Below are 20743 nucleotides of genomic sequence, written 5' to 3' on the forward strand. Positions count from 1 at the left end.
CGTCCCATCCCGCTCAACCCTGATCCGCCCGCCCCTTCCCCGCTCAATGGTCCGCCTTGACCATGCCGCCCGGCCGCCGCACCAACGGCATGAACAGCAGCGCCGCGAAGAACACGCCGGACATCAGCAGCAGGCAGTCGTTGAAGGTCAGGATCATCGATTCGCGCTGCACCAGACCGACCAGCTTGGCCATCGCCGCCGCGTTGGCGTCGGCCACCAGCCCGTCGAAGCTGGCCGCCAGCCCATCCAGCGTCTGCTGCACCTCCGGCCGGGCGAGGTTGAGGTTGTCGCCCAGCCGGTTGGTGTGCAGGGCGCCGCGCTCGATCAGCACGGTGTTGATCACCGCCAGCCCGATGGCGCCGCCAAGGTTGCGCATCAGGTTGTACAGGCCCGATCCGTTCTTAAGCTTGTCCGGCGGCAGGGTACCGAGCGCGATGCTGTTGATCGGGATGAAGCACAGCATCAGCGACAGCCCGCGCACCGCCTGCGGCAGGAACAGCTCCCAGAATCCGGTGTCGGCGGTCAGGTGGCTGTTCAGCCAGACGCCGCTGCCGAACAGCACCAGCCCCATCGCCAGCATGACCCGCAGGTCGAGCCGCTTGGACAGGGCGCCGGCGATCGGCGCCGACAGGAACTGGAAGGCGCCGGTCACGAACATGATGGTGCCGATCTGAAGGCTGTTGAAGCCCCGCACCCGCGCCAGGAACAGCGGTTGCAGATAGACCGACCCGTAGAGCCCGATGCCGATGATGAAGCTGTAGAGCGACCCGATGGCGAAGTTGCGGTCGGCGAAGGCGCGCAACTCGACCACCGGGTTGCGGTAGCTCAGAACCCGCCAGAAGAAGCCGATGCCGCCGACCACCGCGACCACGGCGAGGATCGCCACCGATTCATCGGCCAGCCAGTCGTTTCGCGGCCCTTCCTCGACCACATACTCGAGACTGCCGAGGAAGGCGGCCATCAGGGCGAGGCCGATGAAGTCGAACCCCTTGCGAAGCTCCAGGTTTGGCTTGTCGACGTCCACCAGGGTCCAGACCAGCGAGGTCACGAGGATGCCGGGCAGAACGTTGGCGAGGAACAGCCAGTGCCAGGACAGGCTCTGCGTCAGCCAGCCGCCCAGCGTCGGACCGATGGTCGGGGCCATGGTGGCGACGAGGCCGATCATCACCGACACGCCGGCCCGCTTCTCCGGCGGAAAGATGGCGAAGCTGGTGGCGAAGACGGTCGGGATCATCGCCCCGCCGATGAAGCCCTGCAACGCCCGCCAGACGATCATCGTCTCGATGCCGCCGGAGAAGGCGCAGGCGATGCTGGTCAGGGTGAAGCCGGCGGCGGCGATGGTGAAGAGGATGCGGGTGGAGAGGATGCGCGAGAGGATCCCGGACAGCGGGATCATCACCACCTCGGCGATCAGGTAGGAGGTCTGCACCCAGGAGATCTCGTCGGCGCTGGCCGCGAGGCCCGCCTGGATCTCGGACAGGGAGCTTGAGACGATCTGGATGTCCAGGATCGCCATGAACATGCCGACCACCATGGCGAGGAAGCCGATGCGGTCGCGTGCGGTCAGCGGACGCATCGCGTGCGCCGCACCGGGTGCCGGTGTCGCCATGGGATGATGCCCCGTCCGGGAAACAGGCGGCCGTCGTCGTGATCGGCCGCCACTCTGTCTCTGGAGGCCGCCGTTACTTGGCGGCCACCGCCTGCTTCGCGTTCAGCGCGCCGAACACGCCGCCGGCCTCGACATGCGGATGGCTGTCGGCGCCGCGGGTGTCGACCTCGGCCTCCACCGACAGGCCGGGACGCAGCAGACCGGCGAGCGCGCCGTCGCGCGGCAGGGCGATGCGCACCGGCACCCGCTGGACGATCTTGGTGAAGTTGCCGGTCGCGTTCTCCGGCGGCAGCAGCGAGAATTTCGAACCCGAGGCCGGGGCGAAGCTCTCCACCTTGCCTTCCAGCTTCTGGCCGGGGAAGGCATCGACCGAAACGGTCACGCTCTGGCCCGGACGCATGCGGCCGATCTGCGTCTCCTTGAAGTTCGCGACCACATAGACGTCGGGCAGCGGCACCAGCGCCAGCAGCTGCACGCCCGGCCGGGCGTACTGGCCGACCTGGACGCCGCGGTTGCCGACGACACCGTCGACCGCCGCGCGGATCACCGTGTTGTTCAGGTCGTTGCGGTCGGTCTCCAGCGCCGCCTGGGCCTGGGCCAGCCGGGCCTCGGTCTCCGTCCGGGTGGCGCGCAGGACGGCCACCTGATCGTTCTCGGCGGCGAGCGCCGCGCGGGACTTGGCGACCTGGGCCACCGCCTTGCGCAGGTCGGCGTCCGACGTCTCCAGCTTCTGCCGGCTGGTCCAGCTGTCGCTGGCGAGCGAGCGGTTGCGGTCGTAATCCTGCTGGGCGCGGCGCTGCTCGGCCTCGGCGCTCGACAGCGTGGCGGCTGCCTGGTCGATGATCGCGCGCTGAAGCTCCAGCTTGCTGTCCAGCGTGCCGAGCGCCGCCCGCTGGGCGGTGACGGCCGCCTCGGACTCCGCGACCTTGGCGCGGAAGTCGCGGTCGTCGAGCAGCGCCAGCACGTCCCCCGCCCGCACCTGCTGGTTCTCCGCCACGCGAACCTCGCGCACATAGGCGGACACCTTGGGGCTGACGATGGTGATGTCGCTCTGCACATAGGCGTTGTCGGTCGATTCGATGAACCGGCCCTCGGTCCACCAGCCATAGCCGGCGTAGCCGCCTCCCGCCAGGGCCGCGGCCGCGATCACCGGCAGGACGATCTTGCGGACATTGGTTGCCATTGCCTGAAACCCTTGTGCCCCTGCGGCCGTCGTTCCGCCGGTCGGCCCTGCCGCCGGAAGAAACTGAACCGTTCAGTTTAGTGTTGCCTGAAGATGCGCGATGACCTATCTGTTGTCAACACCGAACTGAACGGTTTAGTTTCGATGAGAGGGTTGCCGTCCGATGCGGAACGCGGTAGGGGCGAAGAACACAGTCGCAGATGAGGCACGCATGACCACGCTGGTTGCCCCCACCCCAGAGGCGGGATCGAAGGCCGCCCAGATCCTGGAGGCCGCCGGCGCGCTGTTCCTGGAGAACGGCTATGGCGCGGTCAGCATGGACGCGGTGTCCAAGAAGGCCAACGTCTCCAAGGCGACGCTCTACGCGCATTTCGGCAGCAAGGACGAGCTGTTCCGGGCGATGGTCGCCTGCGAATGCGCCAACTCGGCCCTGGCCGAGGTGTGGGAGGAGGCACGCCCCCTGCCGGCCGCCGAGGGCCTGCGCCTGATCGGTCTCAAGTTCGTCACCTTCGTGATGTCGCCCAAGGCGCTGTCCGCGCACCGCGTGGTTCTGGGCGAGGCGCACCGCTTCCCCGAGCTGGCCCGCGCCTTCTACGACGCCGGCCCGGCCCTGACCTTCGCCCAGGTCCGCGCCCACCTCGACGAGCTGGTGCGCCGGGGCGAGCTGTCGATCCCGGATCTCGACCTCGCCACCCACCAGTTCTTCGGGCTGGTGAAGGCCAATCTTCACCTCCAACTCATGCTGTGTCTGGAAGACCGGCCGAGCGACGAGAAAATCGAGCGCTTCGTCAACGCCGCCGTCGCGCTGTTCGTCAAAGGTTATGCCCCGGCGGAAAAGCCGTAATCAGGCCCCGGCCATGACCGGTCCTTTCCCGCTTGTCACCCGAACATTGCTCCGATAGCGTCACGCTGCATACTGCCGTAATCACGCGTGACGACAGGGCGCATGAATCTCGACACCGCCTTCATCGCCCAGATGACCACCATCATCGCCTTCGCGGTCGGTGTGTCGGTCCTGCTGGCGTCGATGAAGTACCCGAGCTACATCCGGCGCTCGCTGCTGTCCTTCGCCTACGGCAAGTTCCTGGTCGGCGCCGGCTTCCTGGTGGCGGCGACGCGCGGCGGGATGATGCCGGAGCTGATGGCCGCCCTGGCCAACGGCCTCGCCATCGCCGGATTGAGCCTGAACTATGTCTGCGCCCGGCAGGTGCAGGAAAAGGCGGTGCCGCGCCATTTCGCCCTCGCCTGCGGGACAGCGGTCGGCGTCGGCGCCTTTCTGCTTCTGCTCGGCGGGCCGTCAGACCTCTCGCGGGTCCGCCTGCTGTCGAGCGTCGCCGCCATCCTGCTCCTTCTGCTGATCGCCGCCGAGCTGCTGCTGTTCTACCGCGGGCGCGGCGTCGCCCACTACCTGTCCGGGGGCATGACGCTGGTCGTGGCCGGCGCCTTCATCGCCCGCATCGGCGCGGCGCTGGGCCAGCCGGCGGTGCCGCTCGACCAGATGGTCAATGACGGGACCGAGCGTCTGGTCTTCATCCTGGCCTTCCTGAGCACGGCGGCGGGCGCCATCAACTTCGTCCTACTCGCCAGCGACGAGTTCAACAAGGAGCTGACCAAGCTCGCCCACACCGACGGGCTGACCGGCGTCCTCAACCGCCGCCGCTTCTTCGAGGTGGCGGAGACGGAGTTCCAGCGCGCCCGGCGGCACGACCGGCCGCTGACCCTGCTGATCATCGACATCGACCGCTTCAAGACGATCAACGACCAGGCGGGCCACCCCTTCGGCGACCGGGTGATCCAGGCCGTCGCCGACTGCTGCGCCCGCCAGCTCCGGCCGGGAGACACGATCGGACGCCTGGGCGGGGAGGAGTTCGCCATCCTGTTGCCGGACGCGGGGCCGGACGTCGGATGGGACGTCGCCGAACGCCTGCGCGCCGCCATCGAGCGCGAGGTGACGCCGCTCGGCGATGGGCTGGGACTGCGCATCACCGGCAGCGTCGGCGGCGTGGCGATGGACGCAAGCCATGGAACCTTCTCCGACCTGTTCGCGCAATCCGACGCCGCCCTCTACATGGCCAAGAACGACGGCCGGAACCGGGTCCGCTTCGCGGAACCGGTCGGCCCGCTGCCGGTCACGGCCTGATTCCGGCCATCGCGGGGGAACGGTGAGAAAAAGGGCGCCGCGCCCGCGCCCGGCTTTACCGCCGGGGTCCCTTGCCGCATTATCCGCCGCATCCGCCCGGCCGGCGCCGCCGGGCCCCATCGACGAACACGGCACATGGTCGCGGTCCTATCCAACCTCGGTTCCGGCGGGCTGGAGCCCCAGCGCTCCCAGCTCACCCTCGGCACGAAATTCCGGCTGATCAACTGGGGGCTGGTGCTGCTGGTCGCCATCATCACGGCGGTGGGCGTCGCCCTGCTCTACTCCGCCGCCGGCGGCCACTGGAAGCCCTGGGCGCAGCCGCAGCTCGTCCGCGCCATTCCCGGCTTCGTCCTGATGCTGGGCATCGCGCTGATCGACGTCCGGCACCTGATGAAGTCGGCCTACGTCATCTTCTTCCTGGTGCTGTGCCTGCTGCTCGCGGTGGAGCTGATGGGCCGCATCGGCATGGGCGCCCAGCGCTGGATCGACCTCGGCTTCTTCCAGCTCCAACCGTCGGAACTGATGAAGCCGGCGCTGACGCTGGCGCTGGCCCGCTATTTCCACGGCATCACGCTGGACCAGATCGGCCGGCCGCTGCTGCTGATTCCGCCCCTGCTGCTGGTCTTCACGCCGGTGGCCCTCGTGCTGATGCAGCCGAATCTCGGCACCTCCATGCTGCTGATCATGGGCAGCGGCGCCGTCTTCTTCGCGGCCGGCGTGCGCATCTGGAAGTTCCTGCTGGTGATCGGCGGCGGCCTCGGCGCCATCCCCGTCGCCTGGGAGTTCCTGCACGACTACCAGAAGCAGCGCGTCTACACCTTCCTCGACCCGGAGACCGACCCTCTCGGCGCCGGCTACAACATCCTGCAATCGAAGATCGCGCTGGGATCGGGTGGGCTGTTCGGCAAGGGCTTCATGTCCGGTTCGCAAAGCCAGCTCATGTTCCTGCCGGAAAAGCACACCGACTTCATCTTCGTCGTGCTGGCCGAGGAGTTCGGCATGGCCGGGGCGCTGGCGCTGCTCGCCCTCTATCTGCTGCTGCTGATCTACGGCTGGGTCATCGCGCTGAGCTGCCGCAGCCAGTTCGCCCGGCTGGTGGCGGTCGGGATGACGGCGCAGTTCTTCCTCTACGTCTTCGTCAACGTCGCGATGGTGATGGGTCTGATCCCGGTGGTCGGCATCCCGCTGCCGCTGGTGTCCTACGGCGGATCGGCGATGCTGACGCTGATGATCGGCGTCGGCCTGCTGCTCAGCATGTCGGTCCACCGTGAAATCCGCATTCCCAAGAGCGGCGTGACCGATGTCTGAAGGCGCCGCGCCGGAACCGCCGCCGGAGGTACCCCGCCGCCGCCGGCACGGGTAAGCCGGCCGACCGGCGGTCGCACCCCTGACGCGCCGTTGCCTCCTTCCCTCCCCTCCGCGATATCGGGTAGGCGGACGCCCGATGGTGGAGGCGTCCCTTCCCGTCGATGGAGGTGGAGATGCGGGTTCGCAAACAGGCCGCGATGGTGGCGATGGGCGTCGGACTGGCGGCCACGCTCGCCAGCCAGACGGCGCGGGCGGAGACAGCCTTCAGCCGCCAGGGAGGCAGCTTCGAGGAGCGGTTCGCCACGTTCGACAGCACGCGCTGGCAGAAATCGAACGGCTGGAGCAACGGCAGCTACATGGGCTGCGGCTGGAACGAGGGGAATCTGGCGATCCAGAAGGGCAAGCTGACCCTGTCCGTCACCAACCAGCCGAGCGGCCGCGAGGCGATGTCCTGCGCCGAGTACCGCACCCACCGCTTCTACGGGCCGGGCACCTACAGCGTGAACCTGAAGGCGGTGAAGGCGGAGGGGGTGATGACCTCGGTCTCCCACTACACCGGCCCGCCCTTCGGCGATCCGTGGGACGAGATCACCATGGGCATCGCCGGCAAGGACACCACCAAGCTGGAGATCAGCTACGTCGCCAACGGCGTCGGCCACCGCGACACGGTGATCGACCTCGGCTTCGACGCCGCCAAGGAGTTCCACACCTACGGCTTCGAGTGGAAGCCCGACCGCATCGTCTGGACGGTGGACGGCAAGGCGGTGCACACCGCCACCGGCAAGCCGGACGAGTTGCCGCGCCTGCCCGGCCGGCTCTATCTGCAATTCTGGAACGGCGCCGGCGACACCGCCTGGCTGCACCGCTTCCAGTATCCGGGCAAGCCGCTGACCGCCGAGATCGCCTGGGTCCGCTTCCGCGAGGACAGCTCGACCCTGAACAACTGACACGCGCCCGAAGGACGCTCAGCCCTCCTCGGCACCCAGGTAGGATTCCACGACGCGGGGGTCGGCGACGACCTCCGCCGGGGTCCCTTCGGCGATCTTCTCGCCATGGTCCAGCACGACGACCTGGTCGGACAGCGCCATCACCGCCCGCATGACGTGCTCGATCATCAGGATCGTCATTCCCTCCCGGCGGTTCAGTTCGCGCAGGACCTCGACCATGCGGTCGACCTCGGTCGGGCGCAGGCCGGCCAGCACCTCGTCGAGCAGCAGCAGGGTTGGCCGGGTGGCGAGCGCGCGGGCGACCTCCAGCCGCTTGCGGTCGGGCAGCGTCAGGCTGCGCGCCGGACGGGCCGCCTGATCGAGCAGTTCCAGCCGTTCCAGCACCGCGCGGGCCTGGCTGCGGGCGACCGCGACCGAGCGCTCGCGGGCGAGCGCGCCGACGACGACGTTCTCCTCCACCGTCAGTTCGCCGAAGGGCTTGACGATCTGGAAGGTCCGGCCGATCCCCGCGGCGCACACCCGATTGGGCTTCAGCCCGGTCAGCCGCACGCCCTTCAGGGTGACGGTGCCCTCATCGGGCGGGAACACCCCGGCGATCAGGTTGAAGGTGGTGGTCTTGCCGGCACCGTTCGGGCCGATCAGCGCCAGTATGCGCCCCTCCGGCACCTCGAAGGAGACGTTGGAGACGGCCTTCAGCCCGCGGAAGCGCTTGGACAGGCCGGAAACGGTGAGCAGCGCGGTCATCTCAGGCTCCCTCCCCCGGCTGGCGGACCAGACGCAGGCGGCGGGCCAGCCAGGGCCACACGCCCTCGGGCCGGAACACCACGATCACCACCAGCGCCACGCCGTAGAAGAGCTGCTTCAGGCCGGGCAGGTCGAAGCCGCTCTCCTCGAGCACGAAGGTCAGCGCCTCGCCCAGCGGCGTCAGGATGAAGGCGCCGAGGATCGGGCCGATCAGGGTGCCGATGCCGCCGACGATGGCCGGCAGGATGATCTCGATGGAACGGCCCATGGAGAACACCTGCTCGGGAAACAGGTTGTTGAAATAGAAGGCCTGGAACACGCCGCCCAGCGCGGTCAGCGCCGACGACACCGCCACGGCGGTCATGCGGGCGCGGAACAGGTCGACGCCGACCGCCTCCGCCGCCTCCGGCTCCTCGCGGACGGCGAGCCACTGGTAGCCGAGCCGGCTGTGCAGCAGCACCCGCGACAGGGCGAGCGCGCCGACCACCAGCGCCAGGATCACGTAATAGAACAGCAGCGGCGAGCCGCGCAGGTTCAGCGGATCGCTGACCCCCGCCTCGACCGGCAGGAAGAAGCCGCCGGAGCCGCCGAGCCACTGGATATGGTCGAAGCCGATCCGCGCCACCTCGGCGAAGGCGATGGTCAGCAGGGAGAAATGCACCCCCTTCACGCCGAAGCGGAAGCCGAGGAAGCCGATGAAGGTCCCGACCGCGACCGCCACCAGCATGGCCGGCACCATCCCGGCCCACGGCCCGACGCCGTAATGCACGAACAGCGCGGCGCTGACATAGGCGCCCAGGCCGACATACAGCGTGTGGCCCAGCGACAGCAGGCCGGAGAAGCCCATCATCACGTTCCACGCCTGCCCGACATAGGCGAACCACAGCACGGTGGTCAGCACCGAGACGACGTAGCGGTCGCCGACCAGCGGCGCCACGGCCAGCAGCAGGCCGGCCAGCGCCAGGAGAACGAGTCCGCGTCCGGTCATGACCGCTTCCCCAACAGCCCTTGCGGGCGCAGCAGCAACACCACGATCAACACCGCGTAGCTGAACAGAGACTTGAGCGAGGGCATCAGCAGGAACCCGGCCAGCGCCTCCGACACGCCGATCAGCATGCCGCCGAGCAGCGCGCCGGGCAGGCTGCCCAGACCGCCGACGATGACGATGATGAAGCTGAGCAGCGTGTATTCCGGGGCGAGCTGCGGCCGGGCGTCGACCAGCAGGCTCATCAGCGCGCCGGCGATGCCGACGACGGCGGCGCCGATGCCGAAGGTCAGCGCGTAGAGCCCGTCGATGTTCAAGCCCACCACGCGGGCGCCCAGCGGGTTGTCCGCGCAGGCGCGGATCGCCTTGCCGGTGCGGCTGAAGCGGAAGAAGGCGAACAGCGCCGCCGCGACGACGATCGCCGCGGCACCGGCGCGCAGCCGCACCGCGTCGAGCAGCAACGGCCCGACCTCCACCGTGTCGAAGCTGTAGGGGACGGAGACGTTGCGCGCGTCCGGCCCGAACATCATCAGCATGGCGTTGACGAGGATGCTGGCGATGCCGAGCAGCAGGATGAACTGCATGTGCTCCGGCCGTTCGACGAACTTGTTGACCAGGCCGCGCTGCAACACCCAGCCGCAGCCGAACAGCAGCACCGCGACGATGGGCGCCGACAGCAGCGGATCCAGCCCGAGGAAGCCGGCGAGCAGAACGGCGCCGTACATGCCGGCGACCATCATCTCGCCATGGGCGAAGTTGACGACGCGGACCACGCCGAAGATGACCGACAGACCCAGCGCCGCCAGCCCGTACACGAGGCCGGTCAACAGGCCGGAGGCGGCGATGTTGAGATAGTAATCGATGGGCATGGAGCGGCGGCGACCCGAAAGAGTGAAGCCCTGCGGGTTAGCAGCCCAGCCCTGTCCAGGCAAGAGAAGATCGAACGGATTGCTGAGGGAGTCGGTGAAACGCGCCGCTCAGCGACCCGCCATGCGGCCGCCCCCCTGCAATTCGGCGATCCGCTTCGCCACGTCGTCGAGACGGCCGCTCAGCGCCCCGGCCAGACAGGATCGCGCGGCGGCGGCGACCGCCGGATCGCTCTCGCTTCCCAGGCGGATCCAGCACAGCGCCGTGATCCGGTCATCGAACCGCCGCTCGTCCCGGAGGAGGGCGTAGGCGGCGGCGGCGCGGTCCGGCAGACCCGCCAGAAAGCGCTCCTGGAGCCCCCGCGCCCGCCCGTCGAGCACCGACAGGGCCGGCGTGTCGCAGATCAGGCGCCGCAAGGGGGCCGTCGCCGTCGGGCAGCGCGGGTCCGGCACCGGCGAGGGCGGCGGGTCGGGCACCGTCGAGGATGGCGGGAGCACGGGCGGCGGGAGCGGAGATGGTGGGGAAGCCGTTGCCCGCACGGGCGCCGTGGCGGAAACGCCCGCTGGCCGCACCGTGGGCGCGGCACCCGCCTCGACCGTGGGGTGGATGCCGGTCGAGTCGCGCTGGACCCGCACCGGCGTGCCGACCGGCACCGCGTCGAACAGCGCCTCGATGTCGGCCGGCAGCATGCGGAAGCAGCCGGCGCTGGCCCTCCGCCCGACCGAGTCCGGTTCGTTGGTGCCGTGGATCGCGATGGCGGCCCAGCCGAGATCCAGGGCGAACCTGCCCAGCGGATTGCCAGGTCCCGGCGGAACGGACAACGGCAGCGACGGCTTGGCCCGGCGTTGCGCGGCGGTCGGCCGCCAGGTCGGGTTGCGGCGCTTGCGGATCACGGCGCTGTCGCCGAGCGGGATCGCCACCCCCGGCCGCCCGATGGCGACCGGAAAGCTGCGCGCCTCCCGCCCCGGCTCCAGCAGATTGAGCCGGCGGTCGGCAAGGCTGATGACGATTCGGGCCGTGGGCGTCCCCACCGGATCCCCCCGTGAACCGCTGGCACAGGCAGGCTCCGAGGCGACCAGGAGGATCACCGCCGACAGTGCTTTCAAGGATGCCCAACGTGGGGTCGAAAAGCCGCGCATGCGGAAAGTTGACCGCACATCCCCTAAAACAGGATAAAGATCGACCTCGCACCCGCGCGAACGACACCCGGCAGGGTTCACACAGGGTCCGCCGACCCGGCAACAGGAACGCCACCATGGACATGATCGAACAGACGTTGGCCGTCGCGACCGAGCATCACCGCGCCGGCCGCACCGACGAGGCGGAACGCCTGTACCGCGACGTGCTGGCGGCCTCGCCCGGCCATCCCGACGCGCTGCATCTGCTGGGTGTGATCGCGCTCCAGGCCGGCCGGGCGGAGGATGCCGTGGCGATGATCGGGCAGGCGGTGGCGGGTGACGGCGGCTCCCCCCTGTTCCAGGCCAATCTCGGCCACGCCCTGCACGCCTGCGGCCGCACCCGCGAGGCGGCCCTGAGCTTCGCCCGCGCCCTGACCCTGCTGACCAACGAGGGCGAGAGCTGGGGCAATGTCGGCGCCCTGGCCAACCTGATCCGCCGTTACGACGACGACACCCGCAAGGCGGCGGCGGAGGAGGTCGACGCCAACTACAGCATGGGCGACGTGATGCGCCGCTATTCCCTGCTGTTCCTGCTGGACGGCGACATCGCGCATTACCGCCATCTTGTCCAGACCGCGCTCGACGATCCGCTGCGCTTCTCCGTCCCCTCGCTCCATTACGCCTATTGGGGCATAGCGATGGGCCTGTTCCAGGGCGAGGCGCGCTCCGGCGACATTGACAGCTTCAAAACTGGAGAGTTCCGCCGTTTCCACCGGCTTCTGGTGGAGGAAACCACGCGCCGCTACGGGTTGGCGGCACAGCTGCGCCCCGCCCTGCCCCGCGACAGGATCCGCAAGGTCGCGCTCATCACCAACCAGATGCTGGGTCATGACCACCAGCCGACGGCGGATGCCTTCGACTATGCCCGCCGCATCCAGGACGTGCATGGCTGCGAGGTGGTGATCGTCAACCCCAACGCCATGGCGATCGTCGGGGAGAACGGCTTCGTCCCCGAATACAGCCACGACGTCAACGAGGGGTATGACGGCGACCAGACCATCGCCACCTTCGGCACGCGGATCCGCATGCTCTCCTTCCCGCAGAAGCATTTCGACGAGGACAAGCTGCGGGACATCGTCGGAGCGGTCGAGCGCTTCGATCCCGACGCGATCATCGCCTTCGGCGGATCGAACCTCGTCGCCGACCTGTTCGCGCGCACCCGGCCGGTCGTCTGCCTGCCGACCTCCGGCGGCCTGCCGCCCTCGCTGGCCCGCCTGATTCTCGGCCACGGTCCCGAGGACAGCGCCGCCGGCTGGCCCGACGACATCCGGGACCGCTTCCGCCCCTTCTCCTTCGGCCGGTCCCTATCCTCGGGCGATGCCGGCGCGGGCGGGGAAGGCGACCGGGCGCGCTCCGTGGAGCGGCTTCTCGCCTACGCGCTGGAAGCCCAGCGGGCCTGACGGCTTCCGGTCTCCTCAGAAGGGGCACTGTGCTTCTGCGCACCAGCCCCCGACCGGCAACCGGCGCACACTCTCCCTTCCGACATGACGGCACGACGCCTCCCGACCGCCGACAAGACGGTGCGGGGGCGTCGTGCCCTTGTCCGTTCGCACAGGGAGGGGCACATGGATCGCCAGCAGGTGTATCAGGAGATCGAAGGGATTTTCGGTCTGGTCCCCAGCTTCTTCAAGGAACTGCCGGACAACACGGTGGAGGCGGAATGGCGCCTGTTCCGGGCTGTCCAACTGGACGACGGCCCGTTGCCAGTGAAGGTCCGCGAGCTGATCGGCCTCGGCATCGCCGCGGTCACGAAATGCCGCTACTGCGTGTTCTACCACACCGCCATCGCCAAGCTGTTCGGCGCCAGCGACGCCGAGATCGAGGCGGCCGTCCATTACGCCAAATCCTCGGCGGGATGGAGCGCCTACCTGAACGGCCTCGCCGTCGATTACGACAGCTTCACGCGGGAGGTCGAGCAGGCCTGCGACTTCGTGCGCTCGCGGCAGGAGCACAAGCAGGCGGCGTGATGATTTACCGGTAAAGGAAAGCCGCCCTCCGGCGGCTTTCCCTCTTCCCGGATCGCCTCACAGCCCCAGATAGGCCTGCTTCACCGCCGGATCGGCGAGCAGCGCCTCGCCGGTCCCCGACAGGGCGACGCGGCCGTTCTCCAGCACATAGGCGTGCTGCGCGATCCTCAGCGAGGCGGCGACGTTCTGCTCGACCAGGATGATGGTCATGCCGTCCGCCGCCAGCGCGCGGATGATGCGGAACAGTTCCTGCACCAGGGCGGGCGACAGGCCGAGCGACGGCTCGTCGAACATGATCAGGTCCGGCTTGCCCATCAGGCAGCGGCCGATGGCGAGCATCTGCTGCTCGCCGCCGGACAGCGTGCCGGCCGCCTGGTCGAGCCGCTCGCGCAGCCGGGGAAACATGTCCAGCACCCGCTCGAAGGTCTGCCGGGCGCCGGCGCGGGCGCGCGGGATGACGGCGCCCATCTCCAGATTCTCGCGGATGCTCAAGCTCGGGAAGATCTGCCGCCCTTCCGCCACCTGCCCGATGCCGAGGTCGCAGACCAGATGGCTGGGCATCCCGCCGATCTCACGGTCGCGGAAGCGGATGCTGCCGCGCGCCGGCTTCAGGATGCCGGCGACGGTGCGGATCAGCGAGGTCTTGCCGGCCCCGTTGGCGCCGACGATGGCGGTGGTCGCCCCCTCCGCCACCGCCAGCGAAACGCCGTCGAGCGCCTGGGCGTCACCGTAGAACAGGTCGAGGTTTGAAACGGTCAGCATGGCGGGACGCACGCGGTCGGTGGAGGGGCAGCGCACTCTATAGCGCGGCCCCCGCCCTTCATTTCAAGAAAAACAGCAGGCTCATCGCCAGCCCGACGGCGATGATGCCGCCGCGCAGGACCGCCGCCGGGATTCGCCGCCCGACCCGCGCCCCGACATAGCCGCCGGCCACCGCCGCCAGGATCATCAGCGCCGCCTTGGGCCAGTCCACCGCGCCGCCCGCCGCGTAGGCCACCACCGCGATGGCGGTCAGCACGGCGGAGAACAGGTTCTTCAGCCCGTTCATCGCGTTGAGGTCGGTCATGCCGAACAGGCTGAGCTGCGCCAGCAGCAGGATGCCGAGCCCGCCGTTGAAATAGCCGCCATAGACCGACACGACGAACAGGGTCGCCAGCAGGGCGCCGCGCCCGTGCAGCCCGACCGAACGCAGCCGCGCGGCCAGCGGCCCGCCGAAGGCGAACAGCCCGGTCGCCAGCAGCAGCAGCCAGGGCACGATGCCGCGGAACACCGCGTCCGGCGTGACCAGCAGCAGCCCCGCCCCGGCCAGCCCGCCGACGAGGCTGACCAGCGCCAGCACCGGCAGGCCGAGATCGCCGACCGGCGCCAGATCGTTGCGATAACCGTAGACCCCGCTGGCGTAGCCCGGCAGCAGGGCGACGGTGCCGGTGGCGTTGGCGGCGACCGGCGGCACCCCGGCGTAGATCAGGGCCGGCAGGGTGAGGAAGCTCCCCCCACCGGCAACGGCGTTCATGGCCCCGGCGAGGAAGGCGGCGAGCAGCAGCAGAAGTTCGATCATGATGTGGTACGGTCACGCAGTTCGCGGCGGATGATCTTGCCGGTGGTGGTCATGGGAAGCTGGTCGAGGAACTCGATGGCGCGCGGGTACTCGTGGGCGGCCAGCCGGGTCTTCACATGCTCCTGGATGGAGGCGACCAGCGCGTCGTCGCCCGTCACCCCCTCCTGAAGCACGATGAAGGCCTTGACGATCTCGGTGCGCAGGGGATCGGGCACGCCGACGACGGCGGCCATGCGCACGGCGGGATGGCCGATCAGGCAATCCTCGATCTCGCCGGGACCGATGCGGTAGCCGGCCGAGGTGATGACGTCGTCGTCGCGTCCGACGAAACGGATGTAGCCGTCCGCGTCCAGTTCCCCCTGGTCGCCGGTGACGAGCCAGTCCCCGATGAACTTCGCCGCCGTGGCGTCCGGATTGTTCCAGTATCCGAGGAACATCACCGGGTCGGGCCGGCGCACGGCGATCAGCCCGACCTCGCCGGGAGGCAGCCGGTCGCCGGCGGAATCGATCACCGCCACGTCATGGCCGGGGGCCGGGCGGCCCATGATGCCGGGCTTGGGTGGCATCAGCGTCGCCGCCGACGAGACGATCATGTTGCATTCGGTCTGGCCGTAGAACTCGTTGATGGTGACGCCGAAGGTCCGGCGCCCCCAGTCGAGCAGCCCGGCCCCCAGCGTCTCGCCGCCGCTGGCGACCGAACGCATGGAATAGGCATGGCGCGTCTGCGGATCGGCGACCGAGCGCATCATCTTCAGCGCGGTCGGCGGCAGGAAGGCGTTGCGGACGCCGAACTCGGCCAGCAGCCGGAAGGCCTCCTCCGGATCGAACTTCTCGAAGCGGTGCGAGACCACCGTCACGCCATGGTGCCAGGCCGGCAGCAGCACGTCGAGCAACCCGCCGATCCACGCCCAGTCGGCGGGGGTCCAGATGCGGTCGTCCGGCTGCGGAAACAGGTCGTGCGACATTTCCACGCCCGGCAGATGGCCGAGCAGCACCCGGTGCGCGTGCAGCGCGCCCTTCGGCTGGCCGGTGGTGCCGGAGGTGTAGATGATGACCGCCGGATCGTCGGCCGCCGTGTCCACCGGGGTGAAGCCGTCCGACGCCGCGTCGGTCAGGGCGTGCCAGTCCAGGCAGTCCGGCGTGCCCTCGATGCCGTCGATGCGGAAGACGGCGCGCAACTCCGGCAGCCGGTCGCGGATCCGCGCCAGCTTGGCGGCGCCCACGGCATCGGTGACGACCGCCCGCGCGCCGCAGTTGGCGAGGCGATACTCCAGCGCCTCCACCCCGAACAGGGAGAAGAGCGGCACGGCGACGCCGCCCATCTTGTAGACGGCGACGTGCGAGACGGCGGTTTCGGGCGCCTGGGGCAGCAGGATGCCGACCCGGTCGCCGCGCGCCACGCCATGGGTGGCCAGCACGTTGGCGAAGCGGTTGGACAGGGCGCGGATGTCGGCGAAGCGATACTCCTCCACCCCGCCGCCGCGGCGCTTGTGGATCAGGGCGAGCCGGTCCGGCTCCCGCTCCGCCCACCTGTCGCAGACGTCGACGCCGATGTTGTAACGCTCCGGCACGCGCCAGACGAACTGGTCGCGCATGGTCTCATAGCGGTCCGCCCGGGGCAGCATCGCGGTTCTCCTCCCATATCTTCGCCGGCCCGTTCACGGGCTCCGTTGCCGGCGATCATAGGGGCAGAGGGGGAGCCCGTCACGCGGACGGAATAATTCGCGGGTCTGCCATGTTGATGGTGCTGGAACCGACCGTTCGAAGACGTCCTTTCAAGACAGACGAGAGCCGATCATGAAAGCCAAGCCCTTCCTCGCCGTCGCCCTGTCCGCCAGCCTGCTCGCGGCCCCGCTCGCCGGCTGCGCCCAGCCGGGCTACGGCGATTCCTACGGCGGCATCGCCGCCAACAAGCAGACCGCCGGCACCGTGCTGGGCGGTGTGGCCGGCGGTCTCGCCGGGTCGCGCTTCGGCGGCGGGAGCGGCAAGCTGGTCGCGGTCGGCGTCGGCACGCTGCTGGGCGCGGCGCTCGGCAACATGGCGGGCGCCTCGCTCGACCGCGCCGACCAGACCTACGCGCTTCAGGCAGCCAACAACGCCTACGCGGCGCCGACCGGCAGCACCATCCGCTGGAACAACCCGCAGAGCGGCAACTACGGCAGCTACACCCCGGTGCGCGACGGCACCGGCGCGTCGGGCGAGCTGTGCCGCGAATACCAGACGACCATCGTCGTCCAGGGCCGCACCCAGCAGGGCTTCGGCACCGCCTGCCAGCAGCGCGACGGGACGTGGCGGATGGTGAGCTGACCGGTCACGTCACGACGGACGGCGCGAGACGGGTGGCGGTGAAGGCGCGGGCGATCCGGCAGGCGCCTTCACCATCCAGCGGCAGCGCCGCGGCGGCCTCCGCCATCGCGCCGCGCCGCGCCGGATCCGCCCACAAGGCCAGCGCCGCCTCGACGATGGCCGGAACCGCGTCGCCCCTCCGGGCATCCACCGCGTCGCACCAGCCGAGCGTTGCCGCCTCGGCGCTGGCCGGCGCCTGGTTGTCGGCGGTCACCACCAGCAGCGTCGGCACCGCCAGCGCGGCCAGTTCCCCCATCGTCCCGCCGCCGGCCGACACCGCCAGCCCCGCTTCGGCCATGAGCGTCCCCATGCGCGGGCAATCGACCGCGACCGACACCCCCGGCCCGAGCCGGGCCCCCAACGCCGACACCTCGGCGGCTCGCGGGTTGCTGCCGCCGACCACGGCAACCAGCCGGCAGCCGGACGGCCGACGGACGGCCAGCGCCTCCAGCAGCGGGCCGGTCAGCCCCAACGGATCGGAACCACCGAAGGTCAGCAACAGGACCGGGCGCCCCGCGATCGGGCGCCGGCCGGCACGCGCCGCCTGCCGGATTTCCCGCCGCAGCGGCGCGTAGGCCGGACCGAGCAGCAGCAGCGCCCCCGGCGCCATCCGGTCGTAGGGCAGCCGGTGCGCCTGCGGCGCGGCGTTGACCACCAGATCGGCGTGCAGCGCGCTTCCGTCCCCCAGATCGTCCCAGGCCAGCACCCGCGCACCCGCCGCCCGCAAGCCGGCGCGGTAGGCGTCGCCGAAACGGTAGCCGTCGAGCATCACCGCCGACGCATGCTCCCGCCGCAGGGCGGCGCGGGTCGCCGCAAGGTCCGCCGCCTCGCCGACCGGTCCGGCGATGGCGATTTGGCGGAATCCTTCGGCCGCCAGCCGCCGGTCGATGGCCGGGGTCGATTCCGCCGCCGCGAACACCACCTCATGACCGTCCTCGCGCAACGCCTCGGCCACCGCGAGGCAGCGCATCACATGCCCTGTTCCGATGGCGGGCGACGCGTCGGCGCGAACGAGGATGATGGCCATGGGGCGGGTCATCGTCAGACAGAGGACGCGGAATTGCAGCCGATGGCGAGTTTGCCCCGCCCCGGATCGGGAGTCCAGGCCGCTTCCGGCGGGCGCGCCGGAACGCGGACGGCGCCCCCCATCCGTGCATCCCGGCACCCGTCCACCCGGCACCCGTCCACCCGGATGCCGCCCCCGGCGGTGCGGTCAGGCGCGGCGGCGGCGCTCGAAATCGTCCGGCTCGTAGACGACGATCTTGCTGCCGCCGGAATCGAAACGGAAGGTCACGGCGGTCAGATCCTTCAACCGTTCGCGCACCGCCGGCTGACGCTCCGGCGGGATGAACAGCAGCAGGAAGCCGCCGCCCCCCGCCCCCAGCAGCTTGCCTCCGAGCGCACCGGCATCGAGCGCCGCCTGATAGAGCGAGTCGATGAAGGCGGTCGAGACGTTGGACGCCAATTCGCGCTTCAGCATCCAGCCATCGTGCAGAAGCCGGCCCAGTTCGGCCAGATCGCGACGCGGATCGCCAAGGATCGCGGCGGCCTCGTCCACCAGGGCGCGCAAGCCATGCAACTGGTCCTCGCGCCGGGCGATGTTGGCGATCTTGTCGCCTTCGATGTCGGAGGCGAAGCGCGACAGACCGGTGAAATACAGGACGAAATGATTTTGCAGCGTGTCGCGCCGCTCCCGGCCGATGATCAGCGGGGTGACGTCGATGCCGCCATCGGTCTGGAAATCGATGCGGTTCAGCCCGCCGAAGGCGGCCCACACCTGGTCCTGCGACCCGACATTCTCGCCGATCACCTCCTGCTCGATGCGGATGGCCTCCTCGGCCAGTTCCCGACGGCTCGCCATGTGGCCGCGATAGGCGTGGAGCGCGTTCAGCAGTCCGACCGTGAAGGAGGAACTCGACCCCAGCCCCGACCGCGCCGGCAGATCGCCATCGTGATGGATTTCCAGCCCGGCTTCGATTCCCATCTCCGCAAGGCAGGCGCGGACCGAGGGGTGCCGGATCTCCGACGTCCGCCGCACCAGCTCGATGTTCGAATAGACGATGCGGTGCTTGTGCTCGAAGAAGGGCGGCAGGGTGCGGAGGCTGATGTAGCAGTATTTGTCGACCGCCCCGCCGATCACGGAGCCCCCGTTGCGACGGTACCATTGCGGAAGGTCGGTGCCCCCTCCGAACAACGAGACACGGAAAGGGGTGCGGCTGATGATCACGCGTCTCTCACGCCGATCACCCCGCCGGCCGCCGCAAGGCTTTCCGGCGTGCCTATGTCGATGAAGCGCGCCTTGGCGACATGGGCGTTCAGGCTGCCCGGGGGCGCCTTCTCCAGCACGTCGCGCTCCAGCGACACCGCTCCCTGGGCGATCACCCGGTCGAGGAAGGCGGCGGAGAACAGATAGACCCCGGCGTTGATGGTGCCGCTTCCCGGCGCCTTCTCGATGAAGCGGCGGATCCGGCTGTCGGCCCCGATCTCGACCCGGCCGTAGCGGGAGGCGTCGTCGACGGCGACGCAGAGCACCGACGCCTCCGCCCCGGACAGCCGGTGGGCGGCGACGAACGCGCGCAGGTCGGCGTCGAGGAAGGTATCGCCGTTCATCACCAGAATGGTGTTCGACCGCAACTCCTTGCGGACATAGCCGAGCGCCCCGGCGGTCCCCAGCGGCTTCGGCTCGATCTGGCAGACGACGTCCATCGCACCGGCCGAATCACCGCGCGCCAGCCAAGCGGTCACCCGGTCGGCCAGATGCCCCAGGCACAGCACCACCCGGCGCGAACCGTGGGTGGAGAGATAGTCGAGCAGATGCCCCAGGAAGGCCCGACCCGCCACGGGTGCGAGAACCTTGGGGGTGTCGCCCAGAACTCCCCGGATGCGCGTGCCGAGCCCACCGGCCAGCACCGCAACGTCAATGTTGGCAAGAGCGTCCTCAGACCTCAACCGACCGCCCTTTCCTGCAAGCCCATCTCGTCATCACGCAGCAGCTTACGACGAAGCGTGTTCCGGGTCACCGCAGGAATGCGCCGCCCCGTCTCCGCGCCGCAAGGCTGGCCGCTCGTCCCCGGCCGCACTGCGGACAACCGCCCCAGGTTGGGAGCGGCGCCCATTAATAAGGATTTCATGGTGTTTGGAAAGCGCGGCGTCGCCGAACGGCCGCTCAGACGAACAGGTTGAAGCTTCCCATGAGCTTCTGCGTGCCGGTCTGGCCGCTGGGAATGGAGTTCATGTTGCTGATCGCCTGATTCAACCCGTCCAGCATCTTCTGCTGGTTGTCGGAGAGCTGGAACGGGCTGTCGCCCTTCCTCGGCTCCTTGGCGATGGTGTCGTAATCCTGGGAATAGCTGGAGCCCATGGTGAACTGGAGCGCGTAGTTCTTCTGCTCCCTGGCCGACTCGCCCTTGGCCCGGCTGACCCGCACGGTGTAGTCGCCCCGGTCGAGGGTCAGCTCGCCGCGTTGCAGGCTGCGGAAGGAATCGTAGGCTTTGCCCGCCTTCTCGTTGCTGTCGGCGACCACCTGCCCGGTCTTGCTCATGACCTGGATCTGCATGCCCGGATCGCCGACCTGCCCGATCGTCGCCTCACCCTTGGTGGTGACGCGGAACTTGTAGAAGTCGACGTTGTCGTTGGGGGCCAGCGTGCCGACCACGTTCAGCCGGGAGACGTTCTTCGACAGCACCCCGATGTCCGTCGCAAACATGCGGCTGTCGGAGGAGGATTTCCGGACGGTCTTCTCGTAGCTCTTCACGTCGCCCGTCGCCGCCGCCGGGGCCGCGGCCTCCTGCGCCGCGGCGATGGCCGCGTTGAGGGACTTGTTGAGGTCCGAGACCATTTGCTTGACGCCAGACACGCTGCCCGACATGGCCTTCCCTCCCTCGCGACCAAGCCTTCACCACGATCACGGT

20 protein-coding genes are annotated in these 20743 nt (G+C 69.5%); 7 read left to right on the forward strand and 13 right to left on the reverse strand.

Annotated features, from left to right (window positions below):
* Positions 1 to 43: 43 nt before the first annotated feature.
* Together J2847_RS26930 and J2847_RS26935 are read right to left on the reverse strand one after the other, a co-directional pair.
* The gene (locus J2847_RS26930; protein ID WP_209781859.1) at positions 44 to 1609 is read right to left on the reverse strand and encodes a DHA2 family efflux MFS transporter permease subunit; all 1566 of its coding nucleotides are present in this window, start codon (positions 1607 to 1609) and stop codon (positions 44 to 46) included.
* Between the two features lie 73 nt (positions 1610 to 1682).
* Positions 1683 to 2792 carry an HlyD family secretion protein gene (locus tag J2847_RS26935; protein ID WP_209781860.1) on the reverse strand — a complete coding sequence of 370 codons (1110 nt, stop codon included), beginning with the start codon at positions 2790 to 2792 and terminating at the stop codon, positions 1683 to 1685.
* Positions 2793 to 3003: 211 nt separating this feature from the next.
* Between J2847_RS26935 and J2847_RS26940 the strand changes: the two genes are divergently transcribed.
* From J2847_RS26940 to J2847_RS26955, 4 genes are all read left to right on the forward strand, one after another.
* Positions 3004 to 3636, forward strand: coding sequence for a TetR/AcrR family transcriptional regulator (locus tag J2847_RS26940; protein ID WP_233474813.1), 633 nt, complete (start codon positions 3004 to 3006; stop codon positions 3634 to 3636).
* Between the two features lie 102 nt (positions 3637 to 3738).
* On the forward strand, positions 3739 to 4932 hold the full coding sequence (locus tag J2847_RS26945; protein WP_209781862.1) for a GGDEF domain-containing protein: 1194 nt from the start codon (positions 3739 to 3741) through the stop codon (positions 4930 to 4932).
* A 135-nt stretch (positions 4933 to 5067) separates the two neighbouring features.
* Positions 5068 to 6240, forward strand: a complete 1173-nt coding sequence (gene rodA, locus J2847_RS26950; RefSeq protein WP_209781863.1) for a rod shape-determining protein RodA — start codon at positions 5068 to 5070, stop codon at positions 6238 to 6240.
* Positions 6241 to 6413: 173 nt separating this feature from the next.
* Complete coding sequence (locus J2847_RS26955) at positions 6414 to 7187, forward strand: family 16 glycosylhydrolase (protein ID WP_233474814.1); 774 nt, start codon at positions 6414 to 6416, stop codon at positions 7185 to 7187.
* A gap of 18 nt (positions 7188 to 7205) precedes the next feature.
* Here J2847_RS26955 and J2847_RS34690 read toward each other — a convergent pair whose 3' ends face one another.
* From J2847_RS34690 to J2847_RS26975, 4 genes are all read right to left on the reverse strand, one after another.
* On the reverse strand, positions 7206 to 7931 hold the full coding sequence (locus tag J2847_RS34690) for an ABC transporter ATP-binding protein (RefSeq protein WP_209781865.1): 726 nt from the start codon (positions 7929 to 7931) through the stop codon (positions 7206 to 7208).
* Position 7932: 1 nt separating this feature from the next.
* The gene (locus J2847_RS26965) at positions 7933 to 8919 is read right to left on the reverse strand and encodes a branched-chain amino acid ABC transporter permease (RefSeq protein ID WP_209781866.1); all 987 of its coding nucleotides are present in this window, start codon (positions 8917 to 8919) and stop codon (positions 7933 to 7935) included.
* On the reverse strand, positions 8916 to 9785 hold the full coding sequence (locus J2847_RS26970) for a branched-chain amino acid ABC transporter permease (RefSeq protein WP_209781867.1): 870 nt from the start codon (positions 9783 to 9785) through the stop codon (positions 8916 to 8918). The genes J2847_RS26965 and J2847_RS26970 overlap by 4 nt, the downstream gene beginning before the upstream one ends.
* Before the next feature lie 108 nt (positions 9786 to 9893).
* Entirely contained in the window at positions 9894 to 10814 is a 921-nt protein-coding gene (locus tag J2847_RS26975) for a L,D-transpeptidase (RefSeq protein WP_325169494.1), read from the reverse strand.
* A 224-nt stretch (positions 10815 to 11038) separates the two neighbouring features.
* Here J2847_RS26975 and J2847_RS26980 point away from each other — a divergent pair, with 224 nt between their 5' ends.
* Together J2847_RS26980 and J2847_RS26985 are read left to right on the forward strand one after the other, a co-directional pair.
* Positions 11039 to 12361, forward strand: coding sequence for a tetratricopeptide repeat protein (locus tag J2847_RS26980; RefSeq protein ID WP_209781869.1), 1323 nt, complete (start codon positions 11039 to 11041; stop codon positions 12359 to 12361).
* Between the two features lie 165 nt (positions 12362 to 12526).
* Positions 12527 to 12928, forward strand: a complete 402-nt coding sequence (locus J2847_RS26985) for a carboxymuconolactone decarboxylase family protein (RefSeq protein ID WP_209781870.1) — start codon at positions 12527 to 12529, stop codon at positions 12926 to 12928.
* A gap of 57 nt (positions 12929 to 12985) precedes the next feature.
* On the opposite strand, the gene J2847_RS26990 is transcribed toward J2847_RS26985, so the two are convergent.
* Genes J2847_RS26990 through J2847_RS27000 form a run of 3 tightly spaced genes read right to left on the reverse strand, consistent with a single transcriptional unit; the run spans position 12986 to position 16111 of the window.
* Positions 12986 to 13690 (reverse strand): ABC transporter ATP-binding protein, encoded by a 705-nt coding sequence (locus tag J2847_RS26990; RefSeq protein WP_085553943.1) that lies wholly within the window; start codon positions 13688 to 13690, stop codon positions 12986 to 12988.
* A 58-nt stretch (positions 13691 to 13748) separates the two neighbouring features.
* Positions 13749 to 14486 carry a sulfite exporter TauE/SafE family protein gene (locus tag J2847_RS26995; protein WP_209781871.1) on the reverse strand — a complete coding sequence of 246 codons (738 nt, stop codon included), beginning with the start codon at positions 14484 to 14486 and terminating at the stop codon, positions 13749 to 13751.
* Complete coding sequence (locus tag J2847_RS27000) at positions 14483 to 16111, reverse strand: acyl-CoA synthetase (protein ID WP_209781872.1); 1629 nt, start codon at positions 16109 to 16111, stop codon at positions 14483 to 14485. Before J2847_RS27000 ends, J2847_RS26995 begins: the two co-directional genes overlap by 4 nt.
* A 172-nt stretch (positions 16112 to 16283) precedes the next feature.
* Between J2847_RS27000 and J2847_RS27005 the strand changes: the two genes are divergently transcribed.
* Complete coding sequence (locus tag J2847_RS27005; RefSeq protein ID WP_085553940.1) at positions 16284 to 16793, forward strand: RT0821/Lpp0805 family surface protein; 510 nt, start codon at positions 16284 to 16286, stop codon at positions 16791 to 16793.
* Between the two features lie 4 nt (positions 16794 to 16797).
* Here the strand turns inward: J2847_RS27005 and pseG are convergent, their stop codons facing one another.
* From pseG to J2847_RS27025, 4 genes are all read right to left on the reverse strand, one after another.
* Positions 16798 to 17859: a UDP-2,4-diacetamido-2,4,6-trideoxy-beta-L-altropyranose hydrolase gene (gene pseG / locus J2847_RS27010; RefSeq protein WP_209781873.1), complete on the reverse strand. Its 1062-nt coding sequence runs from the start codon at positions 17857 to 17859 to the stop codon at positions 16798 to 16800.
* 186 nt (positions 17860 to 18045) lie between these two features.
* Positions 18046 to 18972 carry a GHMP family kinase ATP-binding protein gene (locus tag J2847_RS27015; RefSeq protein WP_325169495.1) on the reverse strand — a complete coding sequence of 309 codons (927 nt, stop codon included), beginning with the start codon at positions 18970 to 18972 and terminating at the stop codon, positions 18046 to 18048.
* An 83-nt stretch (positions 18973 to 19055) separates the two neighbouring features.
* On the reverse strand, positions 19056 to 19781 hold the full coding sequence (locus J2847_RS27020; RefSeq protein ID WP_085553937.1) for a nucleotidyltransferase family protein: 726 nt from the start codon (positions 19779 to 19781) through the stop codon (positions 19056 to 19058).
* Positions 19782 to 19998: 217 nt separating this feature from the next.
* The gene (locus J2847_RS27025) at positions 19999 to 20700 is read right to left on the reverse strand and encodes a hypothetical protein (protein WP_085553936.1); all 702 of its coding nucleotides are present in this window, start codon (positions 20698 to 20700) and stop codon (positions 19999 to 20001) included.
* Positions 20701 to 20743 lie beyond the last annotated feature (43 nt).

It is taken from the genome of Azospirillum agricola, assembly GCF_017876095.1.
GTDB lineage: Bacteria > Pseudomonadota > Alphaproteobacteria > Azospirillales > Azospirillaceae > Azospirillum > Azospirillum agricola.

Excerpts from the sequence above, each read along its gene's own strand:
- J2847_RS26930 (WP_209781859.1), bottom strand. The coding sequence starts at position 1,609 with ATGGCGACACCGGCACCCGGTGCGGCGCACGCGATGCGTCCGCTGACC.
- J2847_RS26935 (WP_209781860.1), bottom strand. The coding sequence starts at position 2,792 with ATGGCAACCAATGTCCGCAAGATCGTCCTGCCGGTGATCGCGGCCGCG.
- J2847_RS26940 (WP_233474813.1), top strand. The coding sequence starts at position 3,004 with ATGACCACGCTGGTTGCCCCCACCCCAGAGGCGGGATCGAAGGCCGCC.
- J2847_RS26945 (WP_209781862.1), top strand. The coding sequence starts at position 3,739 with ATGAATCTCGACACCGCCTTCATCGCCCAGATGACCACCATCATCGCC.
- rodA (WP_209781863.1), top strand. The coding sequence starts at position 5,068 with ATGGTCGCGGTCCTATCCAACCTCGGTTCCGGCGGGCTGGAGCCCCAG.
- J2847_RS26955 (WP_233474814.1), top strand. The coding sequence starts at position 6,414 with ATGCGGGTTCGCAAACAGGCCGCGATGGTGGCGATGGGCGTCGGACTG.
- J2847_RS34690 (WP_209781865.1), bottom strand. The coding sequence starts at position 7,931 with ATGACCGCGCTGCTCACCGTTTCCGGCCTGTCCAAGCGCTTCCGCGGG.
- J2847_RS26965 (WP_209781866.1), bottom strand. The coding sequence starts at position 8,919 with ATGACCGGACGCGGACTCGTTCTCCTGGCGCTGGCCGGCCTGCTGCTG.
- J2847_RS26970 (WP_209781867.1), bottom strand. The coding sequence starts at position 9,785 with ATGCCCATCGATTACTATCTCAACATCGCCGCCTCCGGCCTGTTGACC.
- J2847_RS26980 (WP_209781869.1), top strand. The coding sequence starts at position 11,039 with ATGGACATGATCGAACAGACGTTGGCCGTCGCGACCGAGCATCACCGC.
- J2847_RS26985 (WP_209781870.1), top strand. The coding sequence starts at position 12,527 with ATGGATCGCCAGCAGGTGTATCAGGAGATCGAAGGGATTTTCGGTCTG.
- J2847_RS26990 (WP_085553943.1), bottom strand. The coding sequence starts at position 13,690 with ATGCTGACCGTTTCAAACCTCGACCTGTTCTACGGTGACGCCCAGGCG.
- J2847_RS26995 (WP_209781871.1), bottom strand. The coding sequence starts at position 14,486 with ATGATCGAACTTCTGCTGCTGCTCGCCGCCTTCCTCGCCGGGGCCATG.
- J2847_RS27000 (WP_209781872.1), bottom strand. The coding sequence starts at position 16,111 with ATGCTGCCCCGGGCGGACCGCTATGAGACCATGCGCGACCAGTTCGTC.
- J2847_RS27005 (WP_085553940.1), top strand. The coding sequence starts at position 16,284 with ATGAAAGCCAAGCCCTTCCTCGCCGTCGCCCTGTCCGCCAGCCTGCTC.
- pseG (WP_209781873.1), bottom strand. The coding sequence starts at position 17,859 with ATGGCCATCATCCTCGTTCGCGCCGACGCGTCGCCCGCCATCGGAACA.
- J2847_RS27025 (WP_085553936.1), bottom strand. The coding sequence starts at position 20,700 with ATGTCGGGCAGCGTGTCTGGCGTCAAGCAAATGGTCTCGGACCTCAAC.